Below are 24,903 nucleotides of genomic sequence, written 5' to 3'. Positions count from 1 at the left end.
CCGATGTCGACGTCACTGCGCACCCGTCTGCTGGGGCTCGCCCTCGTGGGGCTGCAGGGGCTGATCTTCCTGGCAGTGGCACTGACGGCGCTGCTCGACGGGCCCGGTCTCGAGGGATCGCTGTGGCTGGGGAGCACGCTGGTGCTGCTCGGGCTGCTGGGCATGTTCTGGTCGGGCAAGGACCTGGGCCGGGCGCTCACGCCCATGCCGACCCCCAACGGCGCCGGCCTCGCCGCCGGCGGCATCTACGGGTATGTGCGGCATCCGATGTACGCGGCGATCATCGTGATCGGCTTCGGCCTGGCGATCGGGTCGGGAAAGCTGTGGACGCTCGTGTCCGCGGTCGTGATGCTCGTGTTCTTCGACCTCAAGACGCGCGTCGAGGAGGGGTACCTGGTGCGGACCTATCCCGGGTACTCGGACTATGCCGCGCGCACCGGCAAGTTCCTGCCCGGGGTGGGGAAGCGGCGGGTCCGGTAGGCGGGTCGCGGGCCGCGCCTCGGCGTGTCGCGAGGGGCGCGAGGTTATCTCTGGCGCGTTTCACGCATACGTGAAATGGGGCGCTACCCGTCCCCAGGTTGAGATCTGGGCCTTCTGCCAGGGCGTTTCGTCCGTTACCTTCGATTCATGCGGTTCATCCCAGGGGGGCGGGTGGCGCGCCGCGCGGTCGCGGCGACGATGCTCGCGGGCGTGTGCGTCGGCGTCGCCGCGTGCACGGGGGAGCCGGCGCCGATCGTCACGGAGTCGCCGACGGGCGGCACGGTCGTCGTGCCAACGGAGGCGGCCGCGTCCACCCCGAGCGCGGCGCCCACGGCGCTGACGGACGACGAGCTGCTCGCGATGATGCCCGAGGGATCCGAGCGGGCCGACGTGTACGGCGCGATGATGACCGCGACGTTCTTCCTCGAGCAGTACGCGCCGATGTTCCACACCGGGGACACGCGCGTCTGGGAGGCGCTGTCCGCGGAGGGCTGCGACTATTGCGCCGACGCGCTCGCGAATGCCGAGCGTGTGCGCGACGAGGGATGGACCGCGCGCGGTGGCGAGATCACGGTCGACGCCGGTCAGACTCAAGCCGCGCTGACGAGCGACTCCGAGGCGTCGGTGTTGCTCGCTGCCGAGTTGGAGGCGGGCCGTCTGCTTGATTCCAGTGGCGGAGTGCAGAGTTCGAGCCGGGCCGGCGCCGCGGCCTATGGCGTCCGGCTCGGTTTCACTGGCGGTCATTGGCAAGTGATTGGCGTTGCGAGTGAGGACTCGTGAGATCGCGGCGGCTGGCTGCGCTGACGGTGCTCACCGCCTTGCACCTTGCGCCCGGAGTTCCGGACGATGCGTTCGACGGTAGGGCTGGCGAGGAGGAATTCGAAGTCGATGGCGTGCGGGGTGAGATTGAAGGCGGCCCGGGCACCACCCAGGTCGCCTCGACCCCACGCGAGTACCTGCGCGCGATCGCCTGCACCGGCTCCACGCCGATGACCTCCGAGGACCAGGTCTGCTCGCCGCTCGCGTCCGGCGACGCCCTCGACTGCCCCGGCGGCATGACGCCCATCCCGCCGCTGTGGATGCGCGAGCAGCTCGACGACGGCACCTGGTCCGCCTGGACCGCCGTCGCCTGGTACTCGTGTCCCTCCGAGGACGACCTCTTCGCCCTCATCGAGCGCGAGTGGACCGAGCTTCGCCCCGACCCGTCCGAGATGTCCCTGCAGCCGGACACCGGCGTCGTCTACGCCACCGTCCCGACCATCGCGATCGCCGACGACGGCCCCCGCCTCCACTCCGCGATCCTGCTCGGCGCCGACGTCGACATCCGCGCCACCCCCGCCACCTTCACCTGGGCCTGGGGCGACGGCGCCGAGACCACCACCGCCGACCCCGGCGCGCCCTACCCCGACGCGACCGTCACCCACGCCTACGGCCGCGCCCTCGACACCGCGACCGTCACCCTCACCACGACGTGGTCGGGGGAGTACCGCGTCGCCGACGGCACCTGGGCGCCCTTCGACACCACCATCGCCACCACGTCGCCCGGCCTCACGCTCACCGTGCTGCACCCGCGCGCGGTGCTCGTCGAGGGCCCGCTCGGGTAGGCGAGGACCCGCGGTCCTGTTTCACGTATGCGTGAAACACGTCGGAGAGACTCTCGCGTCCCGCGCGACACGCCCGGCGGGGGACGATGCGGCGGTCGCGACAGGCCCGTGCGGCGGGACGATGCGCCGGGTCGAGAGAGCGTTCTCACGCACCGGCGCGTGCCGCCCGGCAGCCAGCCGCTTCCCGTGCCACCCTGGGACCATGCTCGAGATCCCCCATCTCTACCATCTCGCCATCGCCGCCGAGTGGGACCCGCAAGCCACCGAGCCCTACACGGTCTCGACCCTCGGCCGCACGCTCGAGGAGGAGGGCTTCATCCACCTCAGCCTCGCGCGCCAGGTGGCCGGCGTCGGCGCGGCCTTCTACGGCGGCCAGGACGTGGTGCTGCTGCGCGTCGACCCCGCCAAGGTGCGCTCGCGCGTCGAGTTCGAGCAGGTGCCGGAGGCCGGTGACGCGTTCCCGCACCTCTACGGCCCGATCCCGCGCGAGGCGGTCGTGTCCGCGACTCCGGTCCCGCGCCGCGCGGACGGCACGCTCGACTTCACCGGGCTCCTGCCGGAGCCCATCTGACGCGGTCCGCGCGACCTCAGCCGATGGTGAGGTGCAGGATGCGGTCGTCGCCCTCGCGCGCCTGGCCGCGGCCGTCGGTGTTCGTCGTCGCGACGTACAGCGAGCCGTCGATGCCGACCGCGACGTCGCGGATGCGGCCGATCCCGTCGAGGATCACCTGCGGCTCGCCCGTGCCGTCCGCGGTCAGCGGGATGCGCCAGAGCGCCTCGCCCTTCAGCGCGGCCATGTAGAGCGCCTCGTGGGTCGCCGCGAGGCCCGAGGGCGACGCATCGTCCGGCGCCCACGTCTCGATGGGCGCGGTGACGCCGTCGGCGGGAAGCCCGTCGGTGCCCTCGGTCGACGGCCAGCCGTAGTCGCTGCCGGCGGTGATGAGGTTGAGCTCGTCCCAGGCGTCCTGGCCCAGCTCGCTCGCGTAGAGGCGGCCGTCGGCGACGAACGCGAGGCCCTCGACGTTGCGGTGGCCCTTCGACCACACGCGGTTGCCCCACGGGTTGCCGGGCGCGGCCTTGCCGTCCTTCGCGCCGCCCTTCGCGACGACGCGCAGGATCTTGCCCGCGAGGGAGCCCGTCTCCGGCGCCTTGTCGCCTTGGCCGGCGTCGCCGGTGGCGATGTAGAGGAAGCCGTCGGGCCCGAAGGCGATGCGGCCGCCGTCGTGGTTCTTCGCCGACGGGATGCCCTCGACGATGGCCGTGGGCAGGCCCAGCAGGTCGCCGTTGAGCTCCATGCGCAGCACGGCGTTGTCGTCGGCGCGCGTGATGTACGCGTACAGGTAGGTCGTGTCGCCCGGGAGCACGGCGATGCCGAGCAGGCCGCCCTCGCCCTCGTTGTCGACCGTGCGGCGCAGCGCGTCGGCGCCGGGACCGTTGAGGCTGGTCGCGATGCCCGCGCGCACGCGCTTGATCAGCGCGCTGTCGCGCTCGGAGACGAGCAGCGAGCCGTCGGCCATGGTCGCGAGCGACCATGGAGCGTCGAGGCCGGTCGCGACGACCTCCTGCGAGGTCACGGTGGCCGTGGCGGCGCCGCCGATCTCGGCGGGGGTCGCGGGGGCGACGGTGCTGGTCGGGGTGGTCCCGGACACGATGCGCTCGGCGCTCGCGGTGGCGGAGCTGTCCGACGAGGACGAGCAGGCGGCCAGCGTCAGCGGCAGCAGGCAGGCGAGCGCGACGATGCGGGGGTGGAGCGACATAACCGCCCCAGGTTAGGCATGCCTCGCACGCTTGTAAAAGTTGACAAGTCGTCAACCATATGCCTGCCCCCGGGGGTACCCGGGCCCGCAAGGCGTCACGCGCTGGGAGCGGGCACGGCCACCGCGCATCGTCACCCGAGGACGATGCGCCTCAGGGTCGTGAGCGGCACCGCGCCGTAGCCGAGCACCGCCGAGTGGAACGCCCGGATGTCGAATCCGGGCCGGCGCTGCGCCTCGTCGCGGATCGCGAGGATCTCGAGCCGGCCGACCATGTACGCGAGCGCCTGGCCGGGGAGCCCGATGTAGCGGTCGACCTCCTGCTCGATGTGGTGGCGGTCGAGCGGGGAGTGCGCGAGGCAGTACTCGATCGCCTGCTCGCGGCTCCAGCCGAGCGCGTGGATGCCCGTGTCGACCACCAGGCGGCACGCGCGGAGCGAGTCGGCGCTGAGCATGCCGACGCGCGACAGCTCGGACGAGTACAGGCCCATCTCGTCGGCGAGCCGCTCGGTGTACAGGCCCCAGCCCTCCGCGTACGCGGTGCTGAAGAGCTCGCGCTGGACGATGTGCAGGTCCTCGTTCTCGGCGTGCAGCGCGAACTGGAGGTGGTGGCCGGGGATGGCCTCGTGGAACGCGATCGCCTCGAGCTCGTAGGTTGCCCACGCGTGCGGGTCGGACGTCTTGAAGTAGAAGTCGCCCTCCTTGCCGGTCGTCGGCACGGGCGCCGAGTAGTACGCCATCGCGCCGAAGTCAGTCGCGTGGCCGACGCAGCGCGCGCGGGGCATGACGGCGAACCACGCGGGCGAGGCCTCCTCCGCCCGGACCAGCGCCGCCTCCGCATCGCGCACGATCGCCTCGGCGGAGGTGTACCGGAGGCTGTCGTCGTCGCGCAGGCGCGCGTAGATCTCGCCGATGTCGTCCGTGCCGAGCAGCGGCCCGGCCATCTCCCGGTACTCGTCCTCGAGCTTCGCGACCTGCGCGAGGCCCAGCTCGTGGACCTCCTGCGGGGTGAGGTCGAGCTGCAGGTGCGCCCACATGCGGTCGCGGTAGACCGCCTCGCCGCCGGGCAGGTGCACGAGGCCGGGGCGGTCGTCGGGCGTGCCGCGGTCCGCGAGCCGGCGCAGGCGGTCGGCGAAGCGGGCGACGCCCGCGTGGACGGACTCGGCGACCACGCGGTCGCGCTCGCGGACCCACTCGGCCTGTGCCGCATCGTCCAGCTCGGTGGGGGCCGCCTGCGCGAGCATGCGGTCGTCGCCGTCGTGCGCCGCGCGCAGGTAGGACTCGGCGGAGCGGGCGGTGTCGAGCAGGTGCCGCTCGAGAGCGACGCGGCCCTCGGCGGCGGCGTCCTCGGCGACGTCGAGCAGGTCGTCGAGGAAGCGGGGGAGCCGGCGCAGCTTCGTGAGGTACGCCTCGCCGTGCTCGGCGGTGCGGAGCGGGAACGCGTCGATGAACGACAGAATGTTCTCCCACGCGCCCATCGTCGGGTTGAGGTGGAGCAGTTCCGGCTCCCACGCGAGGTGCAGCGCGGTCGAGCGCGCGTGCGACGCAATGGTGTCCCGCAGCGCGGTCGCCTGGAGGTCGTCGCCCGGGTCGATCGCCTCGGCGGCGCGCGCGTAGCCCATCAGCCGCTCGTGCGCGGCGGCGCGTCCCTCCACGGAGACGTCGTTCCACTCGGCGAGGTGCTCGAGCCGCCCGTCCCACATGAGGTCGAGCGGGCTGAGCCCGAGCGCGTAGGCGTAGTACTCGTCGGCGAGGGCGGTGAGGTCGGTCATGGCTCGACCGTACCGGCGCCGCGGGACCGCCGAGTGCTCAGGCCTCCTCGGTCATGGTCTCGCCGATCAGGATCCAGTTGCCGGCCGGGTCCTTGAACCACGCGGTGGCGGGCATGCGTCCCTCGATGTCGCGCGCGATCCCGTCCTCGTCGGTCCACTCGAGGACCTCGAACGTCACCCCCGTGTCGCGCAGCGCCGCCACCTCCGCATCGAAGTCGGCGACCTCGAAGTTGAGGACGGTGTGCGTCGCCGGCTGGTGATCCTCCTTGTGGTAGATGAACAGGCGGCCGCCGCCGGGCAACGGGATCCACAGCATCTCGCCCATGCCCTCGTCGCCCCAACGCTTCACGTCGAGGCCGAGCGTGTCCGAGTAGAACGCCTCCGCCTTGTCGATGTCGTTCGTCGAGAAGCTCGAGAACGCCTTGCTGTCGCTCAGCATGATGATCTCCGGTCGTCCGCGGCCGGTCAGGCGAAGTTCTCGCCGACGGCGACCCAGTTGCCGGACGGGTCCTGGAACCACGCGGTCTTGGGCATGTTCTCCTCGCGCGCGATGCCGTCGTCGTCCGTGTACGGCAGGTCCGCGAACGTGACGCCCTTCGACTTGAGGTCCGCGACCTCGGCCTCCACGTCCGCGCCCGTGAGGATGAGCACGGTGTGGGCCGCGGGGACGTGGTCCTCCTTGAGGTAGATGAAGGCGGCGGTGCCGTTCGCGAACTGGAACGCGACCGCATCGTCCTGCTCCATGAGGATCGGGACGCCGAGCGTCCCGTTGTAGAACTCCTTGGTCTTCGCCACGTCGTCCGTCGAGAAGCACGCCGTGGCGGTGCTGTCCTTGAGCATGATCCACTCCTGCGCGCCTTCCGGGGACGCGCGGCGTCGGGCGCGCGGAGCGGCGCCGCTCGCCTCCAGTGTGCGCCTGCGGCGGCTGCCCCGCTCGGTGGGCGGCTCAGCTGAGCTCGGCCCAGTCCCTCACGTGCGCCCGGAGGGCCGAGCCGGCGCGTCGCGCGCCGCCGTGGGCGGCCCGCGCGGCGCCCTGGCCCGCGGAGTCGAGGGCCCCGCCGACGGCCGCGCCGGTGCGGCGCTGCCACTCCTGGCGCCGTGCCCGCATGGCGTCGCGCGCCTCGAGCGCGAGGCGCACCTGGCGGGGCACGCTCAGCCTCCGCAGCATCGTCCGGTCGACGCCCGCCGTCACGACGGCGGCCAGCAGCGTGAGCCCCAGCGACACCGCGGGCAACGCGCGCAGGCCGTACTGCTCGACCAGGGCGCCGCCGACGAGCGGGCCGACCGCGGCGCCGGAGTTCATGGCGACCGTGTAGGTCGACGCGCCCACCTCGGTGCGCCACGGCGTGTGGCGCATCGCCCAGTTGAGGAGCGCCGCGAGGAGCACGGCCCAGCCGGCGCCCTGCGCCACCTGGCCCAGGATCGCGGCCCAGCCGACGCCCGTGGCGAGCAGCGACCACGCCGCCGAGAGCACCACGAGCCCGAAGGCGACCGTGGGGACGGCGTGCTTGACGAGGAACGGCGTGACCGCGAGCGTGGTGCCCACCGCCACGGTGCCGCCCAGCGCGAACAGGATCGGCACGGTGCGCGGCCCCACCTCGGCGACGTCCGTGTAGAACGGCACGATGTACGTCCAGGTGGTCGTCATCGCCACGCTCGCCGTGAAGGTCACGGCGAGCACGCGGACGAAGGCCTTCAGGGACGGCAGGTCGCCGCGCGCGTGCTGCGGGGCGGGAGCGTCGGAGGCGTCCGGACGGGGCGGCGCGGCCCCGGGCAGCAGCAGCGCGAGCGCGACGGCGAGCAGCACGCCGAGCGCCGCGAAGCCCCAGTAGGGCGCCTGCCAGCCGAGCGAGCCGCCCGCGACGGTGATGAGCGGCGTGCCCACCACGCCGGCCGCCGCGGCGCCGACCATGATGCGGGTGACGGAGCGGGCTCTCAGGTGCGGCGCGAACAGGCTCGCGGCGGTCGGCGCGACGATCGCCCAGAACAGCGCGTGCGCGGCCGCGGAGACGATGCGCCCGGCCGCGAGCTGCGGCAGCGCCGTGGCGCTCGCGGCGAGCACCACGCCGGCGGTCCACACGACGAACGTGCCGGAAAGCGCGACGCGCTTGCTCAGCCGCCGCGTCACCACCGTGAGCGGGATGGCGGCGACGACGACGGTGAGGGCGAAGGCCGTGGCGAGCAGGCCCACCTGGGACACGGGCACGTCCAGGCCGCGCGCGATCTGCGAGCTGAGCGCGACGATCGAGGCCTCGTTGGCGCCGGTGGCGAACGCGCCCAGCGCGAGGGCCGTCAGCGCGAGGCCCGCGCGGCGGGGCGACAGCGTGAGCGCGGCGGTGCTGCGGTAGCCGGGCTCGGGCTCGTCGACGACCACGGCCTCGCCGCCGCCCACCACCGGGATGGTGAGGGTCGTCGGCTCGGGCTCGTGGTGCGGGTGGTGGTCCGGGCCGGGCGGCTCCTCGCGGTCGAGGAGCGGGCCGAGCGGCTCCAGCTCGAGGGTACGGGTGATCGGGTCGTTCACGGCGGGGCTCCCGTGGTGGTCGCGTGCAGGGTCAGACGCCGCGTCCATCGGGAGGGGCGGCGTGCGAGGGCGACGCCGCCCGGCGGGATCCGTGTCCCGCCGCATCGTTCAACGGCCGGGACGGCCGAATCCTTCCTTCCTCATGACAGCACGAGGCGGGCCCGGGTGGAAGCACCCTGGCCCGCCTGTGCGAGAACTGTGCGGGAGCTCCGAGGCTCAGGCGCCGGGGAGCGGCTCCGCCTCGTGCACCTCGATCGAGCAGCCGCCCGGCATGTTGAGGTGCGGATGCGACTGCGCGAGCTCGACCGCGGCATCCATGTTGTCGGCCACGAGGATCGAGTAGCCGGCGACCTCCTTGGTCGACCCCGACACGCTGTCCGGGTCGACGTGGACGCCGCCGGCGAGCGGCGTGCCCAGGTCGATGAGGTTCTCGCCCACGCTCCGCGCCCATCCGTACCAGGCGTCCATCATCTCCTGGACCTGCTCGGGCTCGGGTGGGGACGCATCGGCCGGCATCGGGGGCGCGTGGTAGATGAAGACGTACTTGGGCATGGCCCCTCCCTCTCCCGGCGTCGTCGCCGGGGTGTCCCACCAGTCTGCGCCGGGTCGATGCGCCGCGCGCGGGGAGCGGCGGGCCCAACCGTTCGCGGGTCTGGGGTGTTCCCTCTTCGGCGGGCCCGCTCCGGGTCCGTGACGGGAGGGGGAGAGACATGACGACCGTCAGGATCTGGGAGCGGGCCCTGCCCGCCATGGCAGGGATCTGGGGTCTCGCGGCGCTCGCCGGGTGCACCGGCGGCGGGGAGACCGCGGAGGCCGCCGTGTCCGCGGATGCCGTGCCGTCGACGACCGCGGAACCGACGGCTGCCGCCGGCGCATCGTCCGACGACGACGAGGTGAGGGGCGTGCTCGAGTCGTTCGACCCTCAGGTCGAGGGCCTGGAGCGCGATGCGAGCCTCATGGAGGTGCTCGTGACAGGCACCTTCGCGGACAACGGCGAGGTGCTGGTCGAGCCCGCGGAGTGCACGGCGCTCAGCGCCGCGCTCGACCTCATGACCACCGACGAGAGCGGCGATCGAGCGGACGACCTGGTGGCCGACTACGGCCCGATGCAGGAGCCAGGCGACGACGACGGTCCGCTCGTGAACGTGTTCGTGAGGGCGTTCGACTCCGCGGAGGACGCGGCGGCGCTGGTCGCCGCCGCCTCCGATTCGAGCGGCTGCGACGCCTACACGCGAGAGCGTGTCGGCTTCGCCGAGTTCGCCTTCGAGGGCGTCACGATCGACCAGGTCGAGCTCGCGGGGGTCGACGCCCCGGCGGTCCGCCTCGACGTGCAGGGCGCCGCCATGACGCTCCCGGACGCGACCGAGCCCGACACGATCGACGACTGGGGCACGGATTACCTGGTGGCCATGGGCCCGTACGCGCTCCACGTGACGGTGGCCGGTCTCGACGACCGGGACGAGGTCGCCGCCGAGGTGGCCGGGCAGCTCGCCGCCCACGTGGACGCGCAGTAGCAGGAGCTCTCGAGGGTGCGCGTGCGCCCGGGTGAGGTCATGATGGACACGATGCGATCGCGACGCCGACGGGGCCGGCGGGACGGGGGCAGCGCATGAGGACGTGGGAGGGCGTGCTCGAGACGCTGGTGCGCGAGCGCCGTGGCGCGCTCGTGGGCTACGCGTTCCTGCTCGCCGGAGACCGCGCGACCGCCGAGGATCTGGTGCACGACGCGATCATCCGCACGTTCTCGCGCGCCCGTCGGCTCGACAACGTCCACGCCGCGGAGGGCTACGTGCGCCGGGCGATCACGACGCAGTTCCTCAACGGCAGGCGGTCACGCGCGACGGCGCGCGCCAAGCAGCACCTGCTGGTGGAGCGCGACGCCCCGCCGGCCGACGCCGCCACCGGCGCGGTCGACGAGGTCACCCGCGCGCTCGGCAAGCTCAGCGGCCGCCAGCGCGCCTGCGTGGTGCTGCGCCACTTCGAGGACCTCAGCACCGAGGAGACGGCGCACCGCCTCGACATCTCGGTCGGCAGCGTCAAGCGGTACGTCCACGACGCGATGGTGATCCTGCGCGGCGAGCTCGCGGATCTCGCGCCGGACGAGCCCGACGAGACGGTGAGCGCGCCGGTCGTGGCAGCACGAAGGAGGACGCCATGAGCAGGCAGCTGCGGGACATGCTCGGCGACGTCGCCGGCGGCCATCAGGCGGCGTTCGACGACGCCCATCGCGGAGACGACACGAGCCTCTACGTGCGCGCGATCGCGCCGCGGAGGAGGGTGCGACGTGCGGCCCCGCTCGTGACAGCGGCCGCGGTCGCCCTGATCCTCGTGGTAGGCGTGCTCGGCTTCGGCCCGCAGCGCTCCACGGTCGAGCCCGCGCACACCGCGCCGACGCCCTCCGCGAGCGACGAGGCCTCGGCGCCGGAGCGGACGACGACCGGGCAGCAGCCCTTGCCGGGTCAGCCCGGCTGGGCGGTCGACGGGCTCGTGCTCCAACCCGACGCGGTGGCCGCGGCTGCGGCGGCGAGCCTGGACGGGGCGCTCGCCGACTCGCCCGATTGCGCGCTGCTCGACTCGATCGGCCGCCTCGAGAACGCATCGGCGGAGGGGTGGGTCGAGGCGACGCACGTGGGGGCGTTCATGGAGGCGACGGGGGCGACGAACGACGTCCGTGTCGCGCAGTTCGACTCCGCTGACTCCGCCGACGCGTACGTCGATCTCGCCGCCGCTACCGCTCGCGGGTGCGGCCGCGACCTGCAGGCAACGTCCCTCGACGTCGAGGTGTCGCGGGTGGGCCTCACCGGCGTCCCCGGTGCCGCGCTACGGGTGATCGTGACCGACGGCGAGCTTGCCGCGGACGACGGCCGGTGGATGCTGTGGCTCCACGTGGACGGCACAGATGCTCTCGCGGTCGTGGTCGAACCCGGCGCGACCGACAGGGCCGTGGCGATCATCGGCGACTGGGTGCGCGAGGTGGGGGCGTAGGGCATGCTCGGACACTCGAGATGGCGCATCCCCACCGCCGTGGCTGCCGCGGTCGCGGTCATGGCCGCCGCAGGGTACGTGCTTGCGGCGGTTCGCGGGACGGCTGCACAGGAGGTCGAGGCTGCGGCGACCCATCCGTCCGCCGCGCCGTCGCAAGCATCGCCCGCGGCGGACTCGGACGTGCGGCAGCGGCTCCTCGCGTTCACCCCCGAGCTCGACGGGCATGTGTACCGCTCCGATGGGGAGGTCGGTCTGACCACCGTGGGGGAGGAGACCTGGGCGCCTGAGCCGGCTGGCGATGTCAGGTGCGAGGCGCTCCAGCGCGCGATGAGGCTCACGACCGCCGAGGACCACGTGTCCCGGACCGGGGACCTCTACGCCAACCTCGGCTACCTGCAGGTGCCCGGCAACCGCGCCGACGCCAGCACCGTGACTTTCGAGCTCCGCGTGTTCGCCGACGCCGGGGAGCCTGCCGCGATCGTCGCGGCGGCGGGCGCTGCCGGGTGCGACGAGGTCTCCGAACTCGGCGGGCCGGACGGCGACGAGATCGTCGCGACGGCAGTCCTCGCCGTCGACGCCTTCGAGGCGGGCGACGGTGCGGCGCGCGTGAATCTTGGCGAGGTGTCGGACCGCCATGGCGACGACGGCGTCCTGGACGACACGCGGCCCGCGGACGATGCTGAGGAGGCGCCTGCGTTCGACGACCCCATCTACGTGGTCGCGTCCGGGCCCTACCTCATCGCTCTCCGCACCACGAATGTCGCCCGCGCGGACGCCGTCGCCACCGAGATGGTCGGACAGCTCCTGGCCCACCTCGGCGCTGGAGGCTGACGTCCGCGGTAGCGACCGTGCCGCAGCGCGCAGCGGCCGACATGGGCCGGGCCCAACCTCGCGCACGTGCCGGCTGTTCTGGCTTCGGGAGGCGCGCGCCGCCGCGGCGGCGACGCGGGAGAGGGGGAGCCATGAGCGACGAGCTGCGCGAGGCGCTGGAGGAGGCGGCCGACGACGAGCGGCGATCGTTCGCCGCCGACCACCGCGGGGAGGAGGCCGGGCTGTACCTGCGGGCGATCGTGCCGCGCCGTCGCGCGCGCCGCCTCGTGCCCGCCGTCGCCGCGGTCCTCGCCGCATCGTTCATGGGCGTCGGGATGATGGCGTCGGGGCCGGAGAACGACGAGGCCGCACCGATGGGCGCCTCGGCCAGCCCGACGGCGAGCGTGGAGTCGAACCCCGAGGCGATGCCGGGGGAGCGCGGTTGGACGGTCGGCGGTCTCGCGATCGACCCCGGGGCGTCCGCGATGACGCTGTCCGCGGCCGTCGGCGACGTCAGTGGTGCGTCGAGCGCATGCCCCGCGCTCGAGGTCTTCGGCCGGCTCGAGGGTGGCTCCGACTGGTCCACGGGCGTGCACGTCGGCGCCTTCGTGCGGGGCGACGGCGCCGCGAACGACCTGCACGTGCGCCGGTTCGAGAACGTGGACGTCGCCGCGCGCTACCTCGGGGAGCTCAAGCGCATCGCCGACGCGTGCGCGGCCGCGCTCGCGGAGTGGGGCACCGTGGCGTCGGTGATCCGCTACCGGCTGGACGGGCTCGACGGCGAGGTCGTCGCGGTCGCGGTGCAGGTGCGGGGGAGCCGCGACGCGTGGCGCCTGGAGCTCTACGTCGACGGTGTCGAGGCGATCGCGGTGGTCGTCGACCCGGGCGCCCCGGACCTCGGCACCGCGATCATCCGGGCGTGGGCCCGCGGGGCTCGCCGGTAGCGCGGGCGCGCCGCGACGATGGCGGCACCGACCGTCCCAGGTCGCGCACAACCGCAAGGTGTGGTGGCCTGTTGAGATGGTGAGGCGGCCGCGGGGCCGCCGGGGGAGACACCATCATGAAGCGATCAGTCCGAACCGTCCGCGCGGGCACCGTGGTCCGCGCCGTCACCGCCGGCGCCTTCGCCGCCGCCGTCCCGGCGCTTGCCGGTTGCGGTTCGTCGGGTGCTGTCGACGCGTCGCCGACCGCGGCGAGGCCGCGGCGAGCGTGGGCGCCGTCGCCGCACCGGTGGACGATCCCGAGCTCAAGAGGTTGCTGGCGGGCTTCGACGGCGTGGTCGATATCGACGGCTATGCGGTGCCCGCAGGTGACCTCTCGCCGGTCGACTCGGTCGAGAGCTTCATGGGGTCCGGCACCGAGGTCTACGACCCGGCGGCCTGCTCGGCCTTCCACCAGGCGACGGCGCTGACCACCGTCAAGGATCGGACGGAGGCGGCCGGCGACGTCGTCAACCCGGTCGGTCCGTTGTTCCCCGGCGGTGAGGCACCCGAGGGCGAACCGGAGTTCATCGTCTACATCCTCACGCGCGTGTTCGGCGACGAGGACCTCGCCGCCACGCTGTATCCGGCGATGCTCGACGCGGACTGCGCCGCCTACTCCTGGGAGTCCACCTGGGAGGACGGCTCGACGACGACCGAGCACGAGGTGGCGGAGGTCTCCGAGCAGCAGCTCGCCGGTGTCGACGGCACGACCGTGCGCGTGACGGTCGCCGGCACCTCGACCCTTTACGACGAGGCGGGCGAGGTCGAGCTCGTGGGCGAGCGCGGGACCTGGAACCACTACGTCCACGTCGACGGGCCCTACGCGATCATGATCGACGCGGTGGGCATCGCTGACGAGGAGGCGGTGGTCGCGCAGGTCATCCGCGACTTCGTCGCCTACATGGACGCGGGCTGAGGGACGCGGGGCGGCGATCGACCATGGACCTGCGCAGCCGGCGGCGGGACGGCGGAACGCCATGAAGGCGTGGCACGGCGTGCTCGACACGCTCGTCCGCGAGCGGCGCAGCCGCCTCGTCGGCTACGCGTACCTGCTGGCCGGCGACCGCCCCACGGCGGAGGACCTGGTCCACGACGCGATCATCCGCACCTTCTCGCGCGCGCGTCGGCTCGACGACGTCAACCGGGCGGAGGCCTACGTGAGGCGGACCATCCTCACCCAGTTCCTCAACCGGAGGAGCTCCCAGGCCGTCGCACGCTCGAAGCAGCACCTGCTGGTCGAGCGGGACGCCGCACCCGCCGACGAGCACGCGGGGGAGCACGATGCGGTGGTGCTGGCGCTGCGTGAGCTCCCCGCGCGCCAGCGGGCGTGCGTGGTGCTGCGGCACGTCGAGCAGCTCACCACCGCCGAGACCGCCGCACGCATGGGCGTGTCCGAAGGCGCGGTGAAGCGCTACCTCCACGACGCGATCGCGCACATGCGCGAGACGCTCGGCGACCTGGGGTTCGCCGACCCGGCGGAGGACCGCGTGACCGCCGTGATCCCGAGACGAGGTGCACGATGACCGACAAGCTCACGGGGATGCTGCTCGACTCGATGGACAAGGAGTCCCGCCGCTTCGCGCACGAGCACCAGGGCGAGGAGACCTCGCTGTACGAGCGCGCGATCGGCCCGCGCCGCAGGAACCGGCGGCTCGCGCAGGCGGCGGGCGGCCTGGCCGCGGCCGGCGCGGTCGCCCTCGGCTCGTACGGGCTGATGCTGTCCCACGACGGCGGCGGCACGGCCGACCCCGTGTCCAGCCTCGAGATCGAGCAAAGGGTGCGCGACTGGGATCCCCCAGACGCGCTGCAGGCCGACGGCTCCGCCGCGGGCCTCGTCGAGACGTGGGGTCTCGGGCCCGACGAGGCGCCGGCGTGCGCCACGCTCGACGGCCTCGCACGCCTCGAGGGGCAGTCGGGGCTCGGAGGCGAGCCGGTCGCCGTCGGCGCGGTGGGCTCGGGCGGTGCCGCGGTCAGCGGCGTCACGGCGCGCGGCTTCGCCTCGGCCGAGGACGCGCGGGCGTACCTCGCGGAGATTGACCGGGCGGCGACCGGATGCCAGGAGCAGGCGGCCTCGTCCGGACTCGAGGTCGACGTCAAGGACCTGGGGATCGGGGCCGTGCCCGGCGATGGCGTCCGCGTGGACGTGACCGGCGGTACGACCGATGGCACCTGGCGCGCCTGGGTGCATGTCGACGGCGACGAGGCGCTCGCGGTCGTGACCGAGCCCGGAGCCCGGGACCTCGCCGCGCAGATCATCGTGGCGTGGTTCACCGCGGCGGCCGGGTGACCGTCCCGGGCACGCCCCGGTACACTTCTACGCAGCAGCGTCGACCCGGCCATCACCGGCGAGCTTGCGGAAGAAATCCTCCGGGAGAGTAGAACCGCACGGGCAGCCCGTCACAGCGACAACGAGCGGCCGCCGCGACCCTGGCGACAGGGGACGGAGGCAAGCGGGGTGGTACCGCGCATCGTCCCTCGGGACGGGGCGTCCTCGCAGTCGAGAAGAACGCCAGGACCACCACCGCAGAGGACCGCATGACCGCGCGCTACCCCCTCCACCGCAGCTCCGACCAGGACGCGCACGTCGAGGTGCCCCCGTCGCCGCACTTCCCGTCGATCGAGACGGACGTGCTCGCGTACTGGGAGGCCGACAAGACCTTCCAGGCGTCCATCGACAACCGTCCCGCGCGCACCGAGGACGGCAACAACGAGTTCGTCTTCTACGACGGCCCGCCCTTCGCGAACGGCCTGCCGCACTACGGCCACCTCCTCACCGGCTACGCCAAGGACGTGGTGCCGCGCTTCGAGACGATGCGCGGCAAGCGCGTCGAGCGCCGCTTCGGCTGGGACACCCATGGCCTGCCCGCCGAGCTGGAGGCCGAGCGCATCCTCGGCATCACGGACAAGTCCCAGATCGAGGAGATGGGCATCGCGGCGTTCAACGACGCGTGCCAGCAGTCGGTGCTGAAGTACACCAAGGAGTGGGAGCAGTACGTCACCCGCCAGGCCCGCTGGGTCGACTTCGAGAACGACTACAAGACCCTCGACGTGACCTTCATGGAGTCCGTCATCTGGGCCTTCAAGGAGCTCTACGACAAGGGCCTCGCCTACGAGGGCTACCGCGTGCTGCCGTACTGCTGGCGCGACGAGACCCCGCTGTCCAACCACGAGCTGCGCATGGACGACGACGTCTACGCGATGCGCCAGGACCCGGCCCTGACGGTGCTGTTCCCGCTGCTCGACGACGCGGGCCACACCACCGGCGAGTCCCTCATCGTGTGGACCACCACGCCGTGGACCCTGCCCTCGAACCTCGCGGCCGCGGTCGGCCCGGACATCGAGTACGTGGTCGTCGAGCCCGGCTCCGAGTCCCAGTTCGCCGGCTCGCGCATCGTCCTCGCGAAGGCGCGCCTCGGCGCGTACGCCCGCGAGCTCGGCGCGCTCGCCCCCGAGGGCGAGGTGCCCGCGCCGGAGCACGCGCAGATCGTCGGCACCGTGCTGGGCCGCGACCTCGCGGGCCGCCGCTACCGGGCCCCCTTCGCCACCTACGCGGACCGCGAGAACGTCCACCAGGTCCTGCCCGCCGACTACGTGTCGACCGAGGACGGCACCGGCATCGTCCACCTGGCCCCGGCCTTCGGTGAGGACGACATGCTCGTGTGCCAGGAGGCCGGCATCGAGCCGGTCATGCCCATCGACTCCAAGGGCCGCTTCACCTCCGAGTACCCGCAGTACGAGGGCCAGCAGGTCTTCGACGCGAACCCGCAGGTGATCGTGGACCTCAAGGAGGCGGGCATCGTCCTGCGCCACGAGACCTACGACCACAGCTACCCGCACTGCTGGCGCTGCCGGAACCCCCTGATCTACCGCGCGGTGGGCTCGTGGTTCGTGCGCGTGACCGAGTTCCGCGACCGCATGGTCGAGCTCAACGAGGACATCACCTGGGTCCCCGAGCACATCAAGCACGGCCAGTTCGGCAAGTGGCTCGAGGGCGCCCGCGACTGGTCGATCTCGCGCAACCGCTACTTCGGCACGCCCATCCCCGTGTGGGTGTCGGACGACCCGGCGTTCCCGCGCACGGACGTGTACGGCTCGCTCGAGGAGCTCGAGCGCGACTTCGGCCGCCTCCCGCTGGACGACAAGGGCGAGCCCAACCTGCATCGTCCCTGGATCGACGACCTCACCCGCCCCAACCCCGACGACCCGTCGGGCAAGGCGACGATGCGCCGCATCAGCGACGTGTTCGACGTGTGGTTCGACTCCGGCTCGATGCCGTTCGCGCAGGTGCACTACCCGTTCGACAACCGCGAGTGGTTCGACACGCACAACCCGTCGGACTTCATCGTCGAGTACATCGGCCAGACCCGCGGCTGGTTCTACGTCATGCACGTCCTCGCGACCGCGCTGTTCGACCGCCCGGCGTTCAAGACCTGCGTCTCGCACGGCATCGTGCTCGGCTCGGACGGCCGCAAGATGTCGAAGTCGCTGCGCAACTACCCGGACGTCAACGAGGTGTTCCACCGCGACGGCTCCGACGCGATGCGCTGGTTCCTCATGTCCTCGCCCATCCTGCGCGGCGGCAACCTCATCGTCACCGAGGAGGGCATCCGCGAGGGCGTTCGCCAGGTGCTGCTGCCGCTGTGGTCGACGTACTACTTCTTCACGCTGTACGCCGGCGCCGCCAACGGTGGTGCGGGAGTGCTGGGATCGCACATGGACGATGCGCGGGTCGCGTCGCTGCCGGTGATGGACCGGTACGTGCTCGCCAAGACGGCCGACCTGGTCGCCGAGGTCACCGCGCAGATGGAGGCCTTCGACGTGCCCGGCGCTTCCGAGTCGCTGCGCCAGTTCATGGACCTCCTCACCAACTGGTACGTCCGCACCCAGCGCGACCGCTTCTGGGACGAGGACCAGGACGCGTTCGACACGCTCTACACGGTGCTCGTCACGCTCACGCGCCTGGCCGCCCCGCTGCTGCCGCTCGCGACCGAGGAGATCTACCGCGGCCTCACCAACGAGCGTTCGGTGCACCTCACGGACTACCCGGTCGCGCCCGCGGCGTGGGCGGACGACTCGCTCGGCGCGGTCATGGACCAGGTCCGCGAGGTCGTCTCCTCCGCGCACGCGCTGCGCAAGAAGGAGCAGATCCGCGTGCGTCAGCCGCTCACCTCGCTCGAGGTCGCGGTCGAGTCGCCCGAGGCGCTGCGGGACTATGCGGCGCTGATCGCGTCCGAGCTCAACGTCAAGGCGGTGTCGCTGGTCACCGTCGAGGAGTTCACGGCCGCGAACCCCGTCGAGCGCCGCCTCACCGTCAACGCCCGCGCGGCCGGCCCGCGCATCGGCAAGGACGTGCAGGCCGCGATCAAGGGCTCCAAGACCGGCGACTGGTCCGACGCGTCCGGTCAGGTCGTGTCCGGCGGCATCGCGCTGGTCGAGGGCGAGTACGAGCTCGCGACCGTCATCGGCGGCGGCGAGGACTCGGACTCCGTGGCGGCCGTGCTGCCCGGCGGCGGCTTCGTGCTGCTCCACACCGCGATCACGCCCGAGCTCGAGGCCGAGGGCTTCGCCCGCGACCTCATCCGCGCGATCCAGGACGAGCGCAAGAACGCCGGCCTCAACGTGTCCGACCGCATCGTGCTGTCGCTCACCGTGCCCGCCGAGCGCGTGGCCGCGGTCGCGAAGCACCAGGACCTCATCGCGGGCGAGGTGCTCGCGGTCGAGGTGAAGGTGGCCGAGGGCGCGCAGGCCGTCGAGGTCGCCAAGGCCTGACCGAAGCCTCACGTACGACGGGGTCCGACCGCGTGGTCGGACCCCGTCGTGCGTCTGCGGACGCTCAGGCGGCGGAGCCGTCCGTCGGGCAGGGCCCCTCGGCCACCTCGCCCGACTCGGTGACGTGGTAGTGCCCGACCGTGCCCGCCTCCGCGTGGATGCCGATGCAGAAGCCCGTGGAGGTCTCCTGGTACGCGACGAGGGAGATCCCCTCGGGGAACGTGGCGCTGAACCACTCGCCCTCGTCGTCGTAGAGCGTGAAGTCGGATCCGTCCATCGCGATGTCGGGCATGCGGCCGTTGGAGCTCGTGTAGGCGGACATCAGCTGGCCGAGCTTTCCGGCGGCACCTCTGGCCCCGGCATCCGCGTACGCGGCCGGATCGTTGGCCAGATCGGCGGTCGTGTACGGGTCGCCCGCCTCGGAGGCGGCGTCCGCGGCCTTCTGCTGCTGGTTGAGGTACAGGGGGATCGCGATCGCGGCGAGGATCCCGACGAGGAGGATCCCGACCACCACGGAGCCCACGACGATCGCGACCACCGTGCTCGGCGACCGGCCGCGGCTGGTCGCCGGCGCGGCCGCAGCTCCCGCGGCGTGAGTGTGGCTCGTCCACGCGGAACCGTCCCAGTAGCGGAGCAGTCCCGGCTGTCCCTCAGGGTCGGCGTACCAGCCGGCCGGCGCCACCGTGCCGCCCGCCGGGACGCCCTGCCCGTGCATCGTCCCTGCGTCATCCACGGTTGCCTCCCCAGTCGTGTGTTCGCGCCACACGCTAGCGGCTATGACGCCGGTGCCGTGGCGACGCGGCCGAGCGCGCGTGCGCCGCGTGCCAGGATGGTGCGAGCAGCCAGCACGACCGGAGGAACCCATGCCCGTGCTCATCTCGCCCGCCCAGCTCGCCACGGCCCTCGCGTCGTCCGCGCCGCCGCGCCTGCTCGACGTGAGGTGGGCGCTCGCGCAGCCGAACGGCGAGGCCGAGCACGCCGCGGGTCACCTGCCCGGCGCCGTGTACGTCGACCTCGACACGGAGCTGGCGGACATCGGCGACCCGCGCGCTGGCCGACACCCGCTGCCGACGCCCGAGGCGTTCCAGGCGGCCGCGCGCCGATGGGGCCTGGACGACGGGGACGCCGTGGTGGTCTACGACGGCGGCCCGTCCTTCGGCGCCGCCCGCGCGTGGTGGCTGCTGCGGCATGCCGGCGTCGACGTGCGCATCCTCGACGGCGGCTACGACGCCTGGGTGCTCGCCGGGCTGCCGGTCGAGACGGGCCCGGTGGAGCCTGAGCCCGGCTCGGTCGCCCTGGGATGGGGCCTCATGCCCGTCGTCGAGGCGGACGATGTGGCGGCGTGGCCCGCGCGCGGCGTCCTGCTGGACGCCCGCGCGCCCGAGCGGTTCCGGGGCGACGTCGAGCCCATGGACCCCGTCGCCGGCCACATCCCGGGCGCCGTCAACGCGCCTACCACCGGCAACGCGGGCGGGAAGGGCACGTTCCTGTCAGGCGCGGAGCTCGAGGCGCGCTTCGCGGGGCTCGGCGTCGCGCCGGGCGCCGACGTGGCCGTCTACTGCGGCTCCGGCGTCACCGCCGCCCACCAGATCGCCGCGCTCGAGATCGTCGGCATCCCGGCGACCCTGTACCCGGGCTCGTGGTCGGCCTGGGCCCACCAGGGGCGCCCGGTCGCGACGGGGGAGTAGCCCGCGACCGAGCGCTCCTCCACACAAGAAGCCCTCGGCTCGCGCGAATTCAGCCATGTGCCCGTTCACATCGGGCGGTTGGTGTGGAGGAGCGCACTTCCTGTGTGGAGAGGCGCTCGGGTGGGTCAGCCGTGGGCCAGCAGGTCCGCGTTGACGCCGTCGGTGAGCGCGCGGTCGACGACGAGCATGCGGCCGTCGAGCTCGCGGATGGGGCGCAGCAGCTGCACGGAGTCGGTCAGCCACAGGTGGTCCGCCGCCTCGAGCTCGTCGACGGTCACGTCGCGGTACGAACACGACAGCCCGCGCGCGGTGAACGACTCGAAGGCCGCGCGCTGTGCGGTGCCGTGCAGCAGCCCGCCCTCGGCGGCCGGCGTCACGACCTCGTCCCCGAGCCGGACCAGCACGCTCGCGCGCGGCGCCTCGAGCACGTAGCCGTCCGTGGTGAGCAGGATGACGTCGTCCAGCCCGCGCGACTTGGCGTGCCGCTCGGCGGCCATGTTGACCGCGTACGACAGCGTCTTCGCGCCGACGAGCAGCCACGGCGCCTTCGCGCCGATCGCGTGCGGGTAGCCCCGGCTCAGGGTGATCACCGAGACGCCCTCGGTGCGCTCGCGCGTGACGTCGGGGAACACGTCCGCGTAGACGTAGCCGGTGGGGTGTCCGGCATTCGGCCCGTGGTCGGGTCCGCGCGTGTAGACCACCTTGGCGAGCGCCGTGGGGGGCGTCGACGGCAGCCCCTCGAGCAGCGCGCGCACCGCCAGCGCGATCGCGTCCCGCATCGCCCCCAGGTCGGGCGCGGGCAGGTCGAGCATCGACGCGGACTGCGCGAGGCGCTCGAGGTGGGGCTCCAGGTCGTGCATCCGGCCGTCGTGCACACCGACGGTCTCGAAGACCCCGTCGCCGCGCGTGAGGCCCGCGTCGGTGGCGGTCGCGACGGGCGTGTCCGGGTCGACGAGCTCGGCCCGGCAACCGGGCATTCCTGCGACCGGAGCGGCGCAGACGACAAGGGCGGGCATGGTCACCTCCTCGGCCACCGTAGCGCGGGTGCGGGACGAAAGCGCGAGGTCCCGTGCATGATGGGCGCATGGTGACCCCGTACGCGCCGCCGACCATCGCCGACCTCGTGGGGCGCACGCCCGTCGTGCGCCTCCAACGCCTCCCCGTCGACGGCGGGGGCATGGTGCTCGCCAAGCTCGAGGGTGACAACCCCGCGGGCTCCGTCAAGGACCGTCCCGCCTTCTCGATGATCGCCGCGGCCGAGCAGGACGGCCTCATCGCCCCTGGTGCGACGCTGGTCGAGGCCACGAGCGGCAACACCGGCATCGCGCTCGCCGCGGCCGCCGCCGTCAAGGGCTACCGGATGATCCTCGTGATGCCCGCCGGCTCGTCGCGCGAGCGGTCGCTGTCGATGACGGCCTACGGCGCGGAGGTCGTGGAGACCGACAAGGAGGGCGGCATGGAGCTCGCCCGCGACGTCGCGGAGCAGATCTCGCGTGACACCGGCGCGGTCCGGCTCGACCAGTTCGCCAACCCCGCGAACCCGCGCGCGCACGAGCTCGCGACCGGCCCCGAGATCTGGGAGCAGACGCAGGGCACGGTCACGCACGTCGTGTCCTCGATGGGCACCACCGGCACGGTCACGGGCCTGTCGCGCGGCCTTCACGCGATCGCGCCGCACGTGCGCGTCATCGGCATCCAGCCGGCGCCCGGCGCCGCCATCCCCGGCATCCGTGCGTGGCCGCCGGAGTACCTGCCGCGGGTCTTCGACCCCACCTACATCGCCGAGGTGCGCACCGTGACCCAGGAGCGCGCCGTCGACACCACGCGTGCGCTCGCGCGCCGCGAGGGGCTGCTGGTGGGGATGAGCTCGGGCGGCGCGGCCGCGATCGCGCTCGAGATCGCCGCCGAGGAGCCGGGCTCCACCGTGGTGTTCATCGCCTGCGACCGCGGCGACCGCTACCTGTCGACGCCGCTGTTCGACGCGGCGGGGGAGTAGGCCGGGGGCCGTCAGCCGACGACGTCGGTGCAGTCGCCCGACCGGTCGACCTTGCCGTCCTCGTCCGCGACGTCGAGAGGCGACCAGTGCGCGTTCCTGCCGGTGGTGGGGATCGTCACCCACACGCAGAAGTCCTCCGCGCTCCCGTCGACGTAGCCGCCCAACGCCACGCCCTCCGACACGTCGATCGTGGCGTACGCGGCGCCGTCCGCCAGGACCACGTAGTCGCCGTTGACCTCGATGACATCGACGGGTGCGTCCGGGTGGTCGGCGAACGCCGTGAGGATGTTCACGCCCAGCTGCTCGAGGTCGGCCTTCGCGTGCTTCCAGAGGATCTTGTGGCCCGGCGCGGCATCGGTCGCGGGGGCGGCGCTCGTGGAGGCGACGGCGTTCGGCTCGGTCGGATCCATGCGCTCCGCCTGCGCGAGCGCGGCGATCGTGACGAGGGCGACGCCGAGCAGGGCGGTGGACGCGATGATGCCGAGGACGGCGGCGAGGCCCAGGCGGTGCTTCTGGGCGCGCGCGGGCTCCGGCTCCACCTCCACGGGCCGCGCGTGCGCGGTCCAGGCGGCGCCGTTCCAGTAGCGCAGCACCCCCGCATCCAGCGGGTCCACATACCAACCCGCGGCCGGAAGGCCGTGGGCAGGCTCCATCGACTCGGTCACGCAATCCCCCTCAGCATGTGCGACAACCGTCGGCACAAGATAATGCACCGGACGATGCGTGTCACGGGGAAATCTCACACGGTCCCGTTTCTGCGTGTTGCCTGCTAGCAGCAGGAATGTGCGATTGGTGCGATTCGTCAGGCTTCGCTCCGGAGACGCGCTGCCGCGCGCGGGGAGGCGCGGATCCCGTCGCGCGGCCCCGGACGGGGCCTCTCAGGCGGCCGCGCCGCGCCGATGCGGCGTGTCGTCGCCGGGCGTGTCGCGCATCGTCCCGAAACACGTCCGAAATAGCGTCGATATGCCTGGTAGATCAGCATGTTATCGAGTGCCTCGGACAGGCTCGGAGAACGTGTCACGAGCACCCCGAAACGTGCCGCACAATTGCTTCTCGTGACAACGGATGTCTTCCCCGAACTGAGCCTCTCCGAGGCCGAGCGCGAGATCGACGCGCACATCTTCGCCCGCACTCCCGAGGCCGACCATGAGGCCAAGCTCCTGCGCGTCACGCAGGCGCTGTCGCTGCTCGGTGATCCTCATCGCTCGCTCGACATCATCCATGTCACCGGCACCAACGGGAAGACCTCGACCAGCCGCATGGTCGAGTCCCTGCTGCGCGCCCACGGCCTCAGCACGGGCCTGTTCACCTCGCCGCACCTCACCACGCTGCGCGAGCGCATCATGATCGACGGCTCGCCGCTGCCGCAGGACGCGCTGGTGCGCCTCTGGCAGCAGGTCTCGCCCGCGATCCACGCGGTCGACCAGGCGTCGATCCAGCGCGGCGGCCCGCGGATGAGCTTCTTCGAGGTGCTCACCGTGCTCGGCTTCGTCGCCTACGCGGACGCGGGCGTCGACGCGCTCGTCCTCGAGGTCGGCATCGGCGGCCTGCGCGACGCCACGAACGTCGCCGACGGCCGCATCGCGGTCCTCACGCCCATGGCGCGCGACCACGACAAGTACTTCACCGGCGGGCTGCCGGGCGTCGCGCACGAGAAGTCCGGCATCATCAAGCCCGGCGCGACCGTCGTGAGCGCGCTCCAGAAGGACGAGGCCGCCCAGGTCATCGTCGCGGCGGCCGCGCAGCGCCAGGCCTCGGTGTTCTGGGAGGGCGCGCACATGTCGGTGTCCGACCGCCGCATCGTCCCGGGCGGCCAGGTTGTCACGATGCGCACGGCGTCGCGCAACTATGTCGACGTGTTCGTGCCGCTCCACGGCGAGTTCCAGGCCCAGAACGCGCTCATCGCGCTCGCCGCGTGCGAGGCGTTCATGGGCGCCGGCGTGCCGCGCGCGCTCAGCCTGCCGGCGGTGGCCCGCGGCTTCGCGGGCGCGACCTCGCCCGGCCGCATGGAGGTCGTCTCCGCGGAGCCGACCGTGATCGTCGACGCCGCGCACAACCCGCACGGCATCGCGGCGCTGGCCGACACGCTGCGCGAGACCTTCGACTTCGACCGCCTCATCGGCGTGGTCGCGGTGCTGGCCGACAAGGACGCCGAGGGCATCCTCACGGGCCTCGCGGGGCTCATCGACGAGGTCGTCATCACCCAGACGCGCTCGCACCGTGCGGCGGACGCGGAGGTGCTTGCCGAGCGCGCCCGCCTGATCTTCGGCGCGGACCGGGTCCGGGTGGCCGGCTCGGTGCCGGACGCGGTCCAGATGGCGACGACGATCGCCGCGGAGGCCGAGGGCGAGGGCGGCGTGCTCATCGCGGGCTCGATCACGCTCGTGGCCGAGGCTCGCCGCCACCTCCAGGCGACCCACATGCCGGCCACCGTCGACGCGGGGACCGTCGTGGCCGCGGCCGACGCCGCGGACGCCCCCGTCGAGGACGCGGGCGACGCGGGGGCCGTCCCGGCGTAGCGGCGCAGGTGCCGTCGCATCG

The 24,903-nt window shown here is 72.9% G+C and carries 25 protein-coding genes; 16 read left to right on the top strand and 9 right to left on the bottom strand.

The features are described from left to right. The first annotated feature begins 3 nt into the window (after window positions 1-3). From AOM02_RS05310 to AOM02_RS05295, 4 genes are all read left to right on the top strand, one after another. Entirely contained in the window at window positions 4-480 is a 477-nt protein-coding gene (locus AOM02_RS05310) for a methyltransferase family protein (protein ID WP_062297374.1), read from the top strand. Between the two features lie 147 nt (window positions 481-627). After that, window positions 628-1,260, top strand: a complete 633-nt coding sequence (locus AOM02_RS05305) for a DUF6318 family protein (RefSeq protein ID WP_062297372.1) — start codon at window positions 628-630, stop codon at window positions 1,258-1,260. A 113-nt stretch (window positions 1,261-1,373) separates the two neighbouring features. Further along, window positions 1,374-2,084, top strand: coding sequence for a hypothetical protein (locus AOM02_RS05300; RefSeq protein WP_062297369.1), 711 nt, complete (start codon window positions 1,374-1,376; stop codon window positions 2,082-2,084). A 202-nt stretch (window positions 2,085-2,286) separates the two neighbouring features. Then, window positions 2,287-2,655: a DUF952 domain-containing protein gene (locus AOM02_RS05295; protein WP_062297367.1), complete on the top strand. Its 369-nt coding sequence runs from the start codon at window positions 2,287-2,289 to the stop codon at window positions 2,653-2,655. Between the two features lie 16 nt (window positions 2,656-2,671). Here AOM02_RS05295 and AOM02_RS05290 read toward each other — a convergent pair whose 3' ends face one another. The 6 genes from AOM02_RS05290 to AOM02_RS05265 all read right to left on the bottom strand — a co-directional run bounded on the left by AOM02_RS05290 (window position 2,672) and on the right by AOM02_RS05265 (window position 8,683). After that, window positions 2,672-3,841: a PQQ-dependent sugar dehydrogenase gene (locus tag AOM02_RS05290; protein WP_062297365.1), complete on the bottom strand. Its 1,170-nt coding sequence runs from the start codon at window positions 3,839-3,841 to the stop codon at window positions 2,672-2,674. 131 nt (window positions 3,842-3,972) lie between these two features. Continuing rightward, window positions 3,973-5,610: a DUF885 domain-containing protein gene (locus AOM02_RS05285; protein WP_062297362.1), complete on the bottom strand. Its 1,638-nt coding sequence runs from the start codon at window positions 5,608-5,610 to the stop codon at window positions 3,973-3,975. Between the two features lie 37 nt (window positions 5,611-5,647). Next, window positions 5,648-6,049 (bottom strand): VOC family protein, encoded by a 402-nt coding sequence (locus tag AOM02_RS05280; RefSeq protein ID WP_062297360.1) that lies wholly within the window; start codon window positions 6,047-6,049, stop codon window positions 5,648-5,650. A 26-nt stretch (window positions 6,050-6,075) separates the two neighbouring features. After that, a complete protein-coding gene (locus tag AOM02_RS05275) occupies window positions 6,076-6,450 on the bottom strand; it encodes a VOC family protein (protein ID WP_062297359.1) in 375 nt (124 codons plus the stop codon). A gap of 106 nt (window positions 6,451-6,556) precedes the next feature. After that, window positions 6,557-8,131, bottom strand: coding sequence for an MFS transporter (locus AOM02_RS05270; RefSeq protein WP_062297358.1), 1,575 nt, complete (start codon window positions 8,129-8,131; stop codon window positions 6,557-6,559). Between the two features lie 216 nt (window positions 8,132-8,347). After that, window positions 8,348-8,683: a YciI family protein gene (locus AOM02_RS05265; protein WP_062297357.1), complete on the bottom strand. Its 336-nt coding sequence runs from the start codon at window positions 8,681-8,683 to the stop codon at window positions 8,348-8,350. Between the two features lie 158 nt (window positions 8,684-8,841). Between AOM02_RS05265 and AOM02_RS14260 the strand changes: the two genes are divergently transcribed. The 9 genes from AOM02_RS14260 (at window position 8,842) to ileS (ending at window position 18,678) form a co-directional block, all read left to right on the top strand. Continuing rightward, window positions 8,842-9,645 (top strand): hypothetical protein, encoded by an 804-nt coding sequence (locus AOM02_RS14260; RefSeq protein ID WP_062297356.1) that lies wholly within the window; start codon window positions 8,842-8,844, stop codon window positions 9,643-9,645. 95 nt (window positions 9,646-9,740) lie between these two features. Continuing rightward, window positions 9,741-10,289, top strand: a complete 549-nt coding sequence (locus tag AOM02_RS05255) for an RNA polymerase sigma factor (protein WP_062297353.1) — start codon at window positions 9,741-9,743, stop codon at window positions 10,287-10,289. Beyond that, complete coding sequence (locus tag AOM02_RS05250) at window positions 10,286-11,116, top strand: hypothetical protein (protein ID WP_062297351.1); 831 nt, start codon at window positions 10,286-10,288, stop codon at window positions 11,114-11,116. Before AOM02_RS05255 ends, AOM02_RS05250 begins: the two co-directional genes overlap by 4 nt. A gap of 327 nt (window positions 11,117-11,443) precedes the next feature. Further along, complete coding sequence (locus AOM02_RS14255) at window positions 11,444-11,947, top strand: hypothetical protein (protein WP_156156090.1); 504 nt, start codon at window positions 11,444-11,446, stop codon at window positions 11,945-11,947. Window positions 11,948-12,078: 131 nt separating this feature from the next. Further along, on the top strand, window positions 12,079-12,870 hold the full coding sequence (locus tag AOM02_RS05240; RefSeq protein ID WP_062297348.1) for a hypothetical protein: 792 nt from the start codon (window positions 12,079-12,081) through the stop codon (window positions 12,868-12,870). A gap of 208 nt (window positions 12,871-13,078) precedes the next feature. Beyond that, the gene (locus tag AOM02_RS05235) at window positions 13,079-13,825 is read left to right on the top strand and encodes a hypothetical protein (RefSeq protein WP_156156089.1); all 747 of its coding nucleotides are present in this window, start codon (window positions 13,079-13,081) and stop codon (window positions 13,823-13,825) included. Window positions 13,826-13,886: 61 nt separating this feature from the next. Then, window positions 13,887-14,432 (top strand): sigma-70 family RNA polymerase sigma factor, encoded by a 546-nt coding sequence (locus tag AOM02_RS05230; RefSeq protein ID WP_062297339.1) that lies wholly within the window; start codon window positions 13,887-13,889, stop codon window positions 14,430-14,432. Further along, window positions 14,429-15,196: a hypothetical protein gene (locus AOM02_RS05225; protein WP_062297337.1), complete on the top strand. Its 768-nt coding sequence runs from the start codon at window positions 14,429-14,431 to the stop codon at window positions 15,194-15,196. Before AOM02_RS05230 ends, AOM02_RS05225 begins: the two co-directional genes overlap by 4 nt. Before the next feature lie 248 nt (window positions 15,197-15,444). Beyond that, window positions 15,445-18,678, top strand: coding sequence for an isoleucine--tRNA ligase (ileS, locus tag AOM02_RS05220; protein ID WP_062297335.1), 3,234 nt, complete (start codon window positions 15,445-15,447; stop codon window positions 18,676-18,678). A gap of 64 nt (window positions 18,679-18,742) precedes the next feature. On the opposite strand, the gene AOM02_RS05215 is transcribed toward ileS, so the two are convergent. Next, the gene (locus AOM02_RS05215; protein ID WP_228373103.1) at window positions 18,743-19,411 is read right to left on the bottom strand and encodes a DUF2510 domain-containing protein; all 669 of its coding nucleotides are present in this window, start codon (window positions 19,409-19,411) and stop codon (window positions 18,743-18,745) included. Window positions 19,412-19,541: 130 nt separating this feature from the next. Here AOM02_RS05215 and AOM02_RS05210 point away from each other — a divergent pair, with 130 nt between their 5' ends. Next, window positions 19,542-20,366 (top strand): sulfurtransferase, encoded by an 825-nt coding sequence (locus AOM02_RS05210; protein ID WP_062297332.1) that lies wholly within the window; start codon window positions 19,542-19,544, stop codon window positions 20,364-20,366. A 125-nt stretch (window positions 20,367-20,491) separates the two neighbouring features. Here the strand turns inward: AOM02_RS05210 and AOM02_RS05205 are convergent, their stop codons facing one another. After that, a complete protein-coding gene (locus tag AOM02_RS05205; RefSeq protein ID WP_082104890.1) occupies window positions 20,492-21,382 on the bottom strand; it encodes an aminodeoxychorismate lyase in 891 nt (296 codons plus the stop codon). 68 nt (window positions 21,383-21,450) lie between these two features. Between AOM02_RS05205 and cysM the strand changes: the two genes are divergently transcribed. Beyond that, window positions 21,451-22,362, top strand: a complete 912-nt coding sequence (cysM, locus tag AOM02_RS05200; RefSeq protein WP_062297329.1) for a cysteine synthase CysM — start codon at window positions 21,451-21,453, stop codon at window positions 22,360-22,362. Between the two features lie 11 nt (window positions 22,363-22,373). Here the strand turns inward: cysM and AOM02_RS05195 are convergent, their stop codons facing one another. Beyond that, complete coding sequence (locus AOM02_RS05195; RefSeq protein WP_082104889.1) at window positions 22,374-23,027, bottom strand: DUF2510 domain-containing protein; 654 nt, start codon at window positions 23,025-23,027, stop codon at window positions 22,374-22,376. A 390-nt stretch (window positions 23,028-23,417) separates the two neighbouring features. Between AOM02_RS05195 and AOM02_RS05190 the strand changes: the two genes are divergently transcribed. After that, a complete protein-coding gene (locus AOM02_RS05190; protein ID WP_228373777.1) occupies window positions 23,418-24,881 on the top strand; it encodes a bifunctional folylpolyglutamate synthase/dihydrofolate synthase in 1,464 nt (487 codons plus the stop codon). Window positions 24,882-24,903: the final 22 nt, after the last annotated feature.

The organism is Demequina maris (assembly GCF_000971155.1).
In the GTDB taxonomy this organism is placed as follows: domain Bacteria; phylum Actinomycetota; class Actinomycetes; order Actinomycetales; family Demequinaceae; genus Demequina; species Demequina maris.
The sequence above is the reverse complement of the archived record's forward strand: the minus strand, read 5'-3'. Positions and strand labels throughout refer to the sequence as shown.